Below are 13,084 nucleotides of genomic sequence, written 5' to 3' on the forward strand. Positions count from 1 at the left end.
GATTCAAAGGGGGATTTTATGAAGAAAAGAATAACACTTGGCGTAATCACGACTTTATTGGCGTTTAATCCGATGGCTTTAGGCTCAATAGTTCAAGCGGAATCGGTGGATGAAATCAATAAAAAAGCCAAAGAAATAGATAAAAAAAATAATGAAGTAACCAATAAAATTACCGAGTCAACCAACTCTTTAGAAAATTTAACCACAGAAAAAAAAGCATTAGAAACAGATGTAACAAACTTGCAAAAACAAATTGATGAAATTATCATCAAGCTTCAAAAACAAGAAGAAACCTTGCTTAAAACGGAAGAAAAAATTGAGGTTTTGAAAAAAGAAATAAAAATACTAGAAGAACGAATTGAAAAAAGAACGGACAAGTTAGACAATCAAGCGCGCTATGTTCAAACAAATGGTGATGCAGCTAATTTAGCTTCTGTCGTTTTAACAGCAGAGAGTTTTTCAGATTTAATTGGCCGTGTCTCAGCCGTGACTACATTAGTTTCAGCAAATAAAGCCATTGTTTCCGAGCAAGAAAGAGATCAACAAGAGTTAGAAGTACTTGAAGAAAATGCACAATCTGAAAAAGTAACAGCCACTGCTATGAAAAATGAAATCGAATCGTCTAAAAATAATCTTTTTGCTCAAAAGTCTGAAATAGATGATAAAATTGTCCAAATTGCGACAAAGTATCAATTAACAGAAAATGAAAAGACTGATTTGATTAATGAAAAAGTTGTATTGGCTAGTCAAGCTAGTCAGCTAAGCAATAAACTACAAGCAGAAGAGGCAAGAATAGTAGCGGAGCAACAAGCTAAAATTGCTGCAGATCTACAAGCAGAGGCTATGAATTTAGCGGCGCAACAGCAGCAGACAAACACTCAGTCAACTCCAACTCCTAACGTAAATGGAACAGGTTTTATAGTTCCGGCGAATGGACCTGTAACTTCACCATTTGGATATCGTAGTGATCCATTTACTGGCGCAACTACCTTTCATAAAGGCATTGATATTGCTGGTGGTGGAGCAATCGTTGCTTCAAAAGCTGGAGTTGTTGAATATTCTAACTATAACAATGGTGGCTATGGATATTTAGTCATTATTGACCATGGGGTAATTAACGGTATTAATTACAAAACTTATTATGCTCATATGGCTGCTGGAAGTTTAACTAAAGTACCTGGACAAACGGTCAATCAAGGCGAGCAAATTGGCGTTATGGGAACAACTGGTTCGTCAACAGGAATTCATTTACATTTTGAAATTCGTGAGAACAATAATCCTGTCAACCCTGGCCCGTTTATCGGATTGTAAAACGGCTCGATTCTTGTTAGTATAGAAGGTAGAAACTAGCATAGAAAAGAGTGAGAGCAAGAATGGAAACAATTCTTTCAACTAAAAATGAACGAGTAAAAAATTGGAAAAAACTACAGACTAAAAAAGGTCGAGAACAAGCAGGAGCCTATTTAATTGAAGGAATTCATTTAATTGATGAAGCAATTAAAAATCAAGCTTCTATTAGCGAGTTGATTATAAGTGAAGACAAACAACTAAATTTAGATATTGACTACCCAGTTGAAAAACAAATTTTAGTTTCTGCAGAAATATCAAAGCAATTAAGTGAGACAGAGACTTCTCAAGGTGTTTTTGCAGTGCTTCAAATGCTAGTACCTGAAAATGACCCCGATTTAACCAAGCCTTTGCTATTTTTAGATAACGTTCAGGACCCAGGGAATGTTGGAACAATGATTCGTACAGCCGATGCAGCAGGATTTGGCGGAGTTGTTTTAGGAAAAGGATCAGTTGATTTATATAATAGTAAAGTCATTCGTTCGATGCAAGGGAGCCATTTCCATTTACCAATCTATCAAGGGGACCTGCAAGAATGGTTTGATTTAATGAAAGCTACTAAAATTCCCGTTTATGGGACTGAACTAAATGAAGCTGCTGCGAGTTATTTAACGATTCCTAGAGCAAAACAATTTGCTCTCGTCATGGGAAATGAAGGCAATGGATTAAGTGAGGACTTTTTAAAACAAACAACAAAAAATCTCTATATTCCAATAGTAGGTCAAGCTGAATCCTTAAATGTTGCTGTAGCAGCCGGCATTTTGATGTTTGCTTTGACAGAAGGTTACTAAGCTAATTATTAAGGATTGTTTAAAGTTCGTAAATTTAGGTTATATACCTTCTAAAACGGAATGATTAAGTGTAAAATAGTAGATAGCTAAAATGATTGAACTCTAATGAAAAGGAAGGCGTTGCATGAGCGAAGCAAAATGGAAGACAGATACTGAATATCTTGGATACATTGAAGATTTAATTCATCGAGAAGAGGTACAAAAGCTTGCTGAATATACTCAGCATCACTTTACGACAAGGTTAGAGCATTCAATTAGTGTTTCTTATCGTAGTTACCGAATTGCCAAGAAATTTGGTTGGAATGCACGTTCAACAGCTCGTGCTGGTTTGCTACATGATTTATTTTACTATGACTGGAGAGATACAAAATTTGATGAAGGCACTCATGCTTTTGTCCATCCACGAATAGCTTGTGAAAATGCAGAAAAACTAACACCTTTAACTGACTTAGAACGCGATATTATCGTGAAACATATGTGGTTGGCTACGATTGCTCCACCTCGTTATAAAGAAAGCTATGTTGTCACTTTTGTTGATAAATATTGTGCTTGTGCTGAAGTTTTTAGCCCTTTGATGGGGAAAGCTAGAACAAGTGTAAAACAAAAATGGTCCAAGCTAAAATTATCTGTCCAATCTTAAAAAAAAGACTGTTGATTCATCAATTTGATGGATCAACAGTCTTTTTTTACTTTCCTAATTAAAAGTAAAAAATTGGGAAAATAGAGTCAATCGGCTATACTTAAATAAAATAATAAAAAATTCCAACCATTTATCAACAGATGGCGTCTAATAGGGTGAAAGGAAGTGGAGATTGTGGAAATAGAAACAGAAAAATTAGTTCGCAAAGCTAAAAAGGGCAATCGTAAAGCTTTAGAATTGCTTTTGAAAGAGAACTATCAGCAAATGTATAAAACTGCTCTTATTTATGTTAAAAACGAACAAGATGCTTTAGATGTTGTCCAGGAAACAGCCTATAAGGTTACTATGAAATTAGATACATTAAAAGAAAATCAGTACTTTAAAACGTGGTTAATTAAAATTTTGATTCGGTGTGCATATGATGTGTTAGATAAAAAGAAGCCGGTAGAAGATCTTAATCAAGTATCACAAACTAAATTTAGTAGTGAATCTGAGAATCCAAATCAACAACAAATTGAACATCTAACTTTATTTGAAGCGATTGAAAAACTGCCATTGAATTATCAAAATGTGGTCATTTTATTTTACTTTCAGGATTTTTCAATTAAAGAGATTGCGACTATTGTGATGTATCCAGAAGGAACCGTCAAATACAATTTACATGAAGCCCGAAAAACATTAAAAAAACTACTAGGAGGAGCGAAGTAGGATGGATAATTTAGATAAAAAAATTAAAGAAGAATTTGAAAAAATAGATGTACCGACTGATAAAGTTTTTCAAGCAATTGAAGACGGGCTCAGCAGAAGTCCAAAATCAAAACCCTTTTGGTTAAAGAAAAGCTTCATAACAGTTGCTTGTGTTGGACTATTGGCTGTCGGAGGAGTCACTTTATACGTTAATAAGAATAGCGAGTACACTTCTTCAGAGAGCCAGACGGAATTAAATTCTAAAGCTATGCTTGAAAATACTCCAAAAATAAACCAAGCAGAAGATACAAAAGTTCAGGAAAAAGCGGAATATACTACTGATGAACCAGAAGCTGAAACGAATAATGAAGCCAGTTCCGTCACTGATCCCAATCGGAAAATTATTTCTACGGTTTCAATGGAATTGGAAAGTAAAGAGTTTTCAAAGAGTGTTAAGGAAATTGAATCACTTGTAAAAAAGGCAAATGGTTATATTGAAAATTATAGTTTATATGGCAATCCATCGTCAGTAAGTCCAGAAGTGAAACCTTTTGGTGAAACCAATGAAAGTCCTTCATTCAATAATCGTACTGCAGATTTTGTTTTACGCATTCCAGAAGAAAAGGTAGCAGAGGTTTTACCATTGATTGAAAAAAGTGGCAGAATAATTTCTAAAAATACAACCAATCAAGATATTACGTTAAATTATCAAGATACAGAATCTCGTAAAAAGGTTTTATTACTTGAACAAGATAAATTAATGGAGCTACTTGGTAAAGCAACGAATGTAGATGAAATGATTGTTTTAGAAAAAAGACTATCTGAAATTAGAGTTGAAATAGAAAATTTAGAAAGTCAATTACGTAGTTTTGATAATCAAATAAACTATACAACAATATATGTCAGCTTAAGAGATGTAAAGGCATATACAGAAAGTGTTAAAAATGAAGTTATTAGCGAGCGTATTTCTGAAGGATTTAAAAATAGTTTAATCCAAATTCAAACATTTTTTATCAATTTAATTGTCTGGATATTGGCGAATAGTCTTTATCTACTACTGGTTGGTCTGATTGGTTTTGGTAGCTACTATTTAGTTAAGAAGAAAAAACTTAAAAAAAACAACTAAAAAAAGGCAAGGATTAAAATCCTTGCCTTTTTAATGATTAAAGATTATTTTTCAAAGCTGTAGCAACTGCGGTTACACGTTTAGCTTGATCATAAACAGCAGGTTTAATGTTTTCAGCGTCCACAACATTGCCTTCATTTCCAATAGTTGCACTTGTTCCATAAGGATTTCCACCAGCAGCAAATGTACTTTGATTAATATAGCCAGTTGGAACGATAATAGTACTCCAATGTTGCATAACTGTATAAATACTTTGGATAACTTCTTCTTGTCCACCATGTGGATTCCCTGCAGTTGCCATAGCCGTAACAGCTTTATTAGCTAATTTACCAGCAGCCCAAAGCCCACCTTGTAAATCAATAAATTGTTTCAATTGACTAGCCATAACATCGAATCTTGAAGGAGAACTAAAAATAATAGCATCTGCCCATTCTAAATCAACACTAGTTGCATCAGGAATATCAGCCGTATCTGTCACATTTTTACGCCAGATTGGATTTGAATCAATAGCAACATCAGGAGCTAATTCATGTGCTTTAACTAACGAACTTCTGCACCAGCTTCCTTAGCAGCTTCAGCCACCCAACGAGCCATTTGGGTATTTCCACCAGTTGAACTATAGTAAATTACAGCGACATTTGTTTTTGACATGTTAAATTCCTCCAATTATTTTTTACTTACTTTATATAAGTGGCTATACTATAGTTACTAAAAATAAGCAACTAATATATTCTGTAAAAAATAAAATATTCATTTGGACCTAATTTGAGAGATAAGAATGGATACTAATAAATAATTAGTCTCTTTTAATTCCTCTAAAATAATGGTATGATTAGCCTAGAATAAAAGTAGAGCTGTAGTTAGAAATAAAAAATGACAAATAAAAGCAAGTTACTTATTATTTATAACCAAATGGTGCTATAATATGAAAAAGAGGTGAAGAGTATGGAAACAAAGACATGTGAAGAAAAGCAGGCAACAATTTGTCCAAAATTTGAACAAACATTTTCTATCTTAGGTAAAAAATGGATGGGTCTGATTATCGATGTTTTATTAGAGGGTCCTCAGCGCTTTAAAGATATGGCTGCTAAAATTCCTAGTGTTAGTGACCGTGTTTTGGTAGAAAGATTAAAAGAGCTTGAACAGTGCGGTATTGTTACACGTACGGTTTATCCCGATTCTCCAGTTAGAGTTGCGTATAGTTTAACTGAAAAAGGCGAATCATTAAAACCAGTGATGGATGAAGTTCAATGTTGGGCGGATAAATGGGTCGGTTAAGTATCCTTTAGATAAAATAAGTCATATTGGTAAGCCCTCATATGAATTCACATATGAGGGCTTACTTTATTTTACAGTGATTATAAAACTAAGTAGTCAGAAAGAGAGCAACCAATGTAGTAGAATAAGAGGATAGTTCTTATGAGCCAACTCTTCGAAAAGAAGATAAAATCCCCTCAAAGTAAAAAGATACTTTGTGTGTATTTTCCTATCTTTTTGTCAGAGCTAACCGGCTCAACAAACTTTTTATCTAGGAGGAATAAACAGTGAATAATTTTTTCAAAAGAGGTTTTCTTGTTGAGGCAACTGGGGAAGTTTATCCAAGTTCAAACCAAAGTGTTTGTCAGTCAATTGAAGAATTCATTAGCCCGAGTCAAAAATTAGAGTTTCTTAGTCAAAAAAAGCCTGTAACATTTTATTTAGATGGTATTCTCTATCAAGCAGAAGTTAATGAAGCTCAAAGTCGAGGTGGTTATTTCATTAATTGTACAGAAGTCAAAGAAACTAAATAGTGGAAAGAAAAAACAGTTTTATCAGAGCCGGATTCTTCTGATTGAAACTGTTTTTTTTCATAGAATAGTTTATTTAAATGAAACAGTTGACATTGAACCTTGGTTCAATGTTACACTTTGTTTATCAGCTGGTAGAAAGGAATTAGGATATGTATACAATTAAAGGGTTAGCTCAAGAAGTTTTACTGCCAATTTCAACTATCCGTTATTATGAAAGAGTAGGACTAATTCAACCAAAACGTAGTGAAAATAATTATCGTTGCTTTGACGAAGTGGATAGTTTAAAAATAAAATATATTAAGGTCATGAAGCATGCGGGGTTTTCTATCGATGAGATGAAGCAATTTATCCAACTATTGGATGTTCCATCAACTCCAAATTGCAGTCTATTATCAGATCAATTGATTACAGAAAAGGAACGTCAAATTACACAACGAATCAAACAGGATCAATTGCTTTTAGGTTTACTAAACTCTTTAAAACCAAACATCATAGCAGCAAATTATGCCGAAAATGAAAAGGCGTTAGTTCAGCAAGTCACAGCAATTTATCAAGATATTGTAGAAGAAGAGGAGAGAATAAAATGAAACCGACCATACTATTTGTGCATCCTTGGGAAGGTAGCTATAATAAAGCGTTATTGACGGCTTTTGAAGAAAAATTTAAACAAGAGAAAACGGAGTATCAGTTAATTGATTTATATGCAGATGATTTTCAGCCAATAATGACTAAAGGAGATTTAGCTTTATACAATAAAGGGGAGACAACGGATCCTCTGATCTCAAAGTATCAAGCTATTTTAAATCAAACCAACGAGCTTATTATTATTTCACCTATTTGGTGGTATGAGCTACCCGCAATTTTTAAAGGTTTTATTGATAAGGTCATGTTAAAAGATTTTGCTTACGATGAAAAAGCAACTCATTTAGTTGGGAAATTAACGCATATAAAAAGAACCCATCTAATTACAACGGCAACTTCGCCAAAATGGTATTTAAAATATATTGTTGGAAATTATATCCAAAAAGTGTTGATTAATAGAACTCTAAAAGATAATGGGATTCGTAGAGTTAAGTGGCGTCACTTAGGCAGAATCAAAACAATCTCACAAGAGCAACGTACGGCCTTTATTAAAAAAAGAGTAGAAGATTGGTTTCATTTATAATAAGTTTGAGAAATAAAGGAAATATTCTTTACCACTTGACGTTTTGCCAAAATTTTCGTAAACTAAGAGAGTATGTTCAACACAATTAAATATATAAATAAAACAATGATGGAAAAAAGTAATTTAGCCCTTTCTAAAAAGAGAGTCGGTGCCGATGGCTGGAAGTATCGATTAGAGAAGTTAAATGAAAATTTCAATTCCTGAGTTGACTTTGGGATATTACAATAAGCATTAAATTTAGTGCTTTGTAGTGAAAAAAGTTCCGGCTTTTGCCGTTATCTAAATGAAGTGCAATTCTAGGTATAATAGAATTGAACAAGGGTGGTACCGCGATTTCAGACCTCGTCCCTTTTATGGGGAACGAGGTCTTTTTGTCGTTCTCAAAAATAAAATATGAACTAAAGGAGTAGAGAACATGGAGTTAAAAGCAAAAATTGATGCGTTAAAAGAAGAAGCTTTAGCAAAAATTAAGGCTTCTGAGAATTTAGATAGTTTAAATCAAGTCCGCGTTGCATATTTAGGAAAAAAGGGTCCCTTAACAGAGGTACTTAGAGGGATGAAAGATTTATCAGCTGAGGAACGTCCGAAAATTGGGGCTTTAGCCAATGTTGTTCGTGACGAAATCACGACTATGCTAGAAGAGAAAAAAGCATTGTTAGAGATGGAAAAAATTAATCAAGCTTTAGCAGCTGAAACAGTTGATGTGACTTTGCCAGGTAACCATGTTGGGGTGGGACAACCGCATGTGTTGACTCAGATAATCGAAGAAATCGAAGACTTGTTTATTGGTATGGGTTATTCAATTATTGAAGGTCCTGAAGTTGAAGAGGACCGTTACAATTTTGAAATGATGAATTTACCAAAGGATCATCCAGCACGTGATATGCAAGATACTTTTTATATTACGGAAGAGGTGTTGTTACGTACCCATACTTCACCAGTTCAAGCTAGAACGATGGAAAAACATGATTTTTCTAAAGGACCACTACGAATGATTAGTCCAGGACGTGTCTATCGCCGAGATAGCGATGATGCAACTCACTCACATCAGTTCCATCAAATTGAAGGATTAGTGGTTGATGAACAGATTACAATGGGCGATTTAAAAGGGACATTAGAATTATTTGCTAAGCATCTTTTTGGGGCAGAGCGTGAAATTCGTTTACGTCCTAGTTATTTCCCGTTTACTGAGCCTTCAGTAGAAGTGGATGTTAGTTGCTTTAAATGTGGTGGAGCAGGATGTAATGTCTGCAAACATACAGGTTGGATTGAAATTTTAGGTGCTGGGATTGTTCATCCAAATGTCTTAGAAATGGCAGGTATTGATGCAGCGAAATATAGTGGATTTGCCTTTGGATTAGGACCAGATCGCGTAGCCATGTTGAAATACGGAATTGATGATATTCGTCATTTCTATCAAAACGATGTCAGATTCTTAAATCAATTCAAGGTAAAGGAGTAGACGAAAATGAATGTATCTTATCAATGGTTAAAAGAATATTTAAATTTAGATGAAATCACACCAGATGCGTTAGCAGATAAAATGTCTCGGACTGGAATTGAGGTTGAGGATGTTTTTTATGGCGAAACAGGTTTGAAAAAAATTGTTGTCGGTCATACTTTATCTGTTGTTGATCATCCAGACTCAGATCACTTGCATATTTGTCAAGTGGATATTGGAGAAGGGGAACCCACACAAATTGTCTGTGGCGCACCAAATATTGCGACAGGTCAAAAAGTAATTGTGGCATTACCAGGCGCTAGAATTGTTGGAAATGCTAAAATTAAAAAAAGTAAAATGCGTGGTGAAGTTTCAAATGGAATGATTTGTTCGTTACAAGAATTAGCTTTTTCTGAAAATGTTGTTCCTAAAAAATATGCAGAAGGCATTTATATTTTACCTGAAGATGCGATTCCAGGAGAGAGTGTTTTTCCAATTTTAGCAATGGACGATGCGATTTTAGATTTATCCATTACTCCAAACCGAGCAGATGCTTTAAGTATGCGAGGAGTCGCTTATGAAGTTGGTGCTATTTACAATCAAAAACCAGAATTTAAAGACTTTGCTTTAAATGAAGCAGCAGATGATACAATTGAAAATTATTTAACTGTTGATGTATTAGCTAAAGAAGATGCACCGATTTATACAATTCGAGTCATTAAAGATGTGAAGATTGCAGAAAGCCCTATGTGGTTGCAAACAAAATTAATGAATGCTGGAATTCGCCCAATTAATAATGTTGTTGACGTTACGAATTATATTTTATTAGAATATGGCCAACCTTTACATGCGTTTGATTATGATCGTTTAGGTTCAAAAGAGATTGTTGTTCGTCGGGGAAACACTGGGGAAGAATTAGTTACTTTAGATGATAAGAAGCAAGAATTAACAAGTGAAATGATTGTGATTACAAATGGTGAAAAACCAGTAGCATTAGCTGGAGTTATGGGTGGATTAGATTCTGAAATAATCGACCAAACGGTAACTGTTGCTTTAGAATCAGCTGTTTTTGAACCCATTTCAATTCGTAAAACGGCTAAAGCATTAAATTTACGCAGTGAATCAAGCTCGCGTTTTGAAAAAGGGATTAATAAAGCTACTGTAATAGAAGCATCTAAACATGCAGCTAGTTTAATTGCTGAATTAACAGGTGGGACAGTGGTTTCAGGCGTAGCATCAAAAGGCGAACTAAAAGCAATTGATGTTGCATTAAACATTACTCTAGAAAGAATTAATGGTTCATTAGGGACAGATATTACTAGTTCTGAAGTTGTGGCGATATTCCAACGTTTAGGCTTTGGAGTGAACCATGCAGACGGGTTGTTTGAAGTTGTGATTCCCCCACGTCGTTGGGATATTTCAATCGAGGCTGATTTGATAGAAGAAGTAGCTCGAATTTACGGGTACAATAATCTTCCTTCAACGTTACCAAAAGGGCGCACAACTGCAAGTAGTCTTAGTCCAAAACAGCGTTTAGTTCGTCATACTAGACACTATTTAGAGGGGGCAGGATTGTCGCAAGCCATCAGTTATGTGTTAACAACAACAGAAAAGGCACAACAATTTATGCTACAAGAAAGTCAGCCGACCTTGTTAGACTTACCAATGACAGAAGATCGTAGCACATTGCGAATGAATTTATTAAGTGGTTTATTAGATGATGTTCACTACAATATAGCTCGTAAGAATCAAGATGTAGCTTTGTATGAAGTGGGTCGTGTATTTTATCATGAAGAAGGACGCGTTTTACCAATTGAAGAAGAACATTTAGCTGGAGTATTGACAGGTTTGCAAGTGAAAAATGATTGGCATGGTAATGGAAAACCGGTAGATTTCTTTTTCTTAAAAGGAATTATCGAAGGATTACTTGACACTTATGGTTTTACTGCTGACATTTCATATCAAGCAGATCAAAATCGTGATGGCATGCATCCAGGACGCACAGCAACAATCTTAGTTGGAGAAACTGAAATTGGTTATTTAGGTCAAATTCACCCACTACGCGCAAAAGAATATGATTTAAAAGACACTTATGGTTTTGAAATTAATTTACAAAAAGTACTTGATAGTGAGAAAAAACCGACAATCTATCAAACGATTCCTAAGTACCCAGGCATGACTCGTGATATTGCTTTGTTAGTAAATGAAGCTGTTACGAATCAAGAGATTACTCAGTTGATTGAAGCTAAAGGTGGAAAATATTTGGCTGATGTCCATTTATTTGATATCTATAATGGAGATAAAATTGAAGCGGGTAAAAAATCAATGGCCTATAAATTATCTTATTTAAATCCAGAAGCTACTTTAGTTGAAGAAGAAGTGACACTTGCTTTTGATAAAGTTCAAAAAGCACTAGTAGAAACCTTCCATGTTGTGGTAAGATAATTAGAATTAGATGAGAGACTCTATTAACTCAATAGAGTCTCTTATTTATTTAAGAAGACTATACAATTTTTATCAAGGCTAGTTTTATGAGCCAACTCCTCGAGAAAAAGATAAAAATTCGAGAGGACAAAAAACGTCCTATCAATTTTTCCTATTTTCTTGCCGGAGCTAACCGGCTCAACAAACTTTTTATTAAGGCTAGTTCTTATGAGCCAACTCCTCGAGAAAAAGATAAAAATTCGAGAGGACAAAAAGCGTCCTATCAATTTTTTCTATTTTCTTGCTGGAGCTAACCGGCTCAACAAACTTTTTATTTAAGGAGCATCTTATGAGCGAAAGACAGTTAAAAAAAGAAGTAAGCAGTTTAACAGCCTTAACAGTAGTTGTTGGAACTGTTATTGGTGCAGGAATATTTTTTAAACCAACGGCAGTATATGGTGCTGCAGGATCACCAGGGTTAGGATTAATCGCTTGGATTTTAGGTGGTATTATTGCTATCGCAGGCGGTTTAACCGTTGCAGAGATCGGGACCATCTACACTGAAACTGGCGGTATGATGATTTATTTAGAAAAAGTTTTTGGAAAATGGTTAGGTTTTTTAGTTGGTTGGGCGCAAATGATTGTTTATTTCCCAGCTAATATTGCTGCATTAGCTATTATTTTTGCAACTCAAGTTGTTAGTTTGTTTGATTTAAAAGATGGTATTATTGTTCCAATTGCAATTATAGTTGCTGCTGGTGTAATGGGGTTAAATTTATTAGGAACAAAATATGGTGGATTTGTGCAAAATATAGCTACTTTTTTAAAACTAATTCCGATTGCGGTTATTATTATCGCCGGTTTAGTCTATTCTGGTGGTGGCGTTGTCCGGTTGTTTCCAATAAGCGCAACAGATCATCCTTTTGTAACAAGTTTAGGTTCAGCTTTAGTTGCAACAGTTTTTGCCTATGATGGTTGGATGAATGTTGGAACATTAGCTGGGGAAATGAAGAATCCTGGTAAGGTCTTGCCTAAAGTTATTATTGGAGGATTATCAATTGTTACAGCTATCTATATTTTGATTAATGTAGCGTATCTTTTTGTTTTAGACGCAGGTCAATTGGCTGCTACAGATACTCCTGCAGCAGCAGTGGCGCATCTTTTATTTGGTAATTTTGGTGGGAAATTAGTAACCATTGGAATTTTAATTTCGGTTTTTGGTGGAATCAATGGATACACCATCTCTGGATTACGTATTCCGTATACATTAGCTAGTCAAAATCTATTGCCTTTTAGCAAATGGTTTGGAAAACTAGGTAAAACAGGAAACATGCCAGTAAATGGCGGTATTGTGATGCTTTTGATTTCAATTATAATGATTATATCAGGACAATTTAATCAGCTGACAGACTTAATTGTTTTTGTTATTTGGATTTTTAATACGTTGACATTTTTGGCAGTGATTAAACTAAGGAAGACAGCTCCTAGTATTGAACGTCCATATAAGGTTCCATTTTATCCAGTTGTACCCTTGATTGCTATCTTAGGTGGATTTTACATTATCTTGAATACGTTATATGTACAGCCTGCTAATGCCTTATTAGGACTAGGTTTAACTTTATTGGGCCTGCCAGTTTATTTATATAGTCAAAAGAAATAAAAAAAGAGATTGC

13 protein-coding genes and 1 other annotated feature are annotated in these 13,084 nt (G+C 34.6%); of the genes, 12 read left to right on the forward strand and 1 reads right to left on the reverse strand.

The features are described from left to right. Positions 1-18: 18 nt before the first annotated feature. From MHI00_RS06180 to MHI00_RS06200, 5 genes are all read left to right on the forward strand, one after another. Positions 19-1,311 (forward strand): murein hydrolase activator EnvC family protein, encoded by a 1,293-nt coding sequence (locus tag MHI00_RS06180; RefSeq protein ID WP_341112030.1) that lies wholly within the window; start codon positions 19-21, stop codon positions 1,309-1,311. 62 nt (positions 1,312-1,373) lie between these two features. Next, complete coding sequence (locus tag MHI00_RS06185) at positions 1,374-2,138, forward strand: TrmH family RNA methyltransferase (RefSeq protein ID WP_010050818.1); 765 nt, start codon at positions 1,374-1,376, stop codon at positions 2,136-2,138. 124 nt (positions 2,139-2,262) lie between these two features. Continuing rightward, the gene (locus MHI00_RS06190; protein WP_010050820.1) at positions 2,263-2,778 is read left to right on the forward strand and encodes an HD domain-containing protein; all 516 of its coding nucleotides are present in this window, start codon (positions 2,263-2,265) and stop codon (positions 2,776-2,778) included. Between the two features lie 174 nt (positions 2,779-2,952). After that, entirely contained in the window at positions 2,953-3,486 is a 534-nt protein-coding gene (locus tag MHI00_RS06195) for a sigma-70 family RNA polymerase sigma factor (RefSeq protein WP_010050821.1), read from the forward strand. A gap of 1 nt (position 3,487) precedes the next feature. Beyond that, entirely contained in the window at positions 3,488-4,591 is a 1,104-nt protein-coding gene (locus MHI00_RS06200; protein WP_341112037.1) for a DUF4349 domain-containing protein, read from the forward strand. A 37-nt stretch (positions 4,592-4,628) separates the two neighbouring features. Here the strand turns inward: MHI00_RS06200 and MHI00_RS06205 are convergent, their stop codons facing one another. Further along, on the reverse strand, positions 4,629-5,069 hold the full coding sequence (locus MHI00_RS06205) for an NAD(P)H-dependent oxidoreductase (protein ID WP_341112040.1): 441 nt from the start codon (positions 5,067-5,069) through the stop codon (positions 4,629-4,631). A 467-nt stretch (positions 5,070-5,536) separates the two neighbouring features. On the opposite strand from MHI00_RS06205, the gene MHI00_RS06210 reads away from it, so the two are divergent. The 7 genes from MHI00_RS06210 to MHI00_RS06240 all read left to right on the forward strand — a co-directional run bounded on the left by MHI00_RS06210 (position 5,537) and on the right by MHI00_RS06240 (position 13,071). Then, the gene (locus MHI00_RS06210; protein ID WP_010050826.1) at positions 5,537-5,869 is read left to right on the forward strand and encodes a winged helix-turn-helix transcriptional regulator; all 333 of its coding nucleotides are present in this window, start codon (positions 5,537-5,539) and stop codon (positions 5,867-5,869) included. A 266-nt stretch (positions 5,870-6,135) separates the two neighbouring features. Then, positions 6,136-6,381, forward strand: a complete 246-nt coding sequence (locus tag MHI00_RS06215; protein WP_341112041.1) for a DUF4318 domain-containing protein — start codon at positions 6,136-6,138, stop codon at positions 6,379-6,381. A gap of 149 nt (positions 6,382-6,530) precedes the next feature. After that, a complete protein-coding gene (locus tag MHI00_RS06220) occupies positions 6,531-6,968 on the forward strand; it encodes a MerR family transcriptional regulator (RefSeq protein ID WP_010050830.1) in 438 nt (145 codons plus the stop codon). Continuing rightward, positions 6,965-7,546, forward strand: a complete 582-nt coding sequence (locus MHI00_RS06225) for an NAD(P)H-dependent oxidoreductase (protein WP_015076833.1) — start codon at positions 6,965-6,967, stop codon at positions 7,544-7,546. Before MHI00_RS06220 ends, MHI00_RS06225 begins: the two co-directional genes overlap by 4 nt. Positions 7,547-7,642: 96 nt before the next feature. Then, positions 7,643-7,899 (forward strand) — a binding site (T-box leader). Between the two features lie 62 nt (positions 7,900-7,961). Next, a complete protein-coding gene (gene pheS / locus MHI00_RS06230; protein WP_010050834.1) occupies positions 7,962-9,008 on the forward strand; it encodes a phenylalanine--tRNA ligase subunit alpha in 1,047 nt (348 codons plus the stop codon). Between the two features lie 6 nt (positions 9,009-9,014). After that, positions 9,015-11,432 carry a phenylalanine--tRNA ligase subunit beta gene (pheT, locus tag MHI00_RS06235; protein ID WP_341112045.1) on the forward strand — a complete coding sequence of 806 codons (2,418 nt, stop codon included), beginning with the start codon at positions 9,015-9,017 and terminating at the stop codon, positions 11,430-11,432. A gap of 328 nt (positions 11,433-11,760) precedes the next feature. Then, positions 11,761-13,071: an APC family permease gene (locus MHI00_RS06240; RefSeq protein ID WP_341112047.1), complete on the forward strand. Its 1,311-nt coding sequence runs from the start codon at positions 11,761-11,763 to the stop codon at positions 13,069-13,071. Positions 13,072-13,084: the final 13 nt, after the last annotated feature.

Source organism: Carnobacterium sp. FSL E2-0243, from assembly GCF_038003605.1.
In the GTDB taxonomy this organism is placed as follows: Bacteria; Bacillota; Bacilli; order Lactobacillales; family Carnobacteriaceae; genus Carnobacterium; species Carnobacterium maltaromaticum.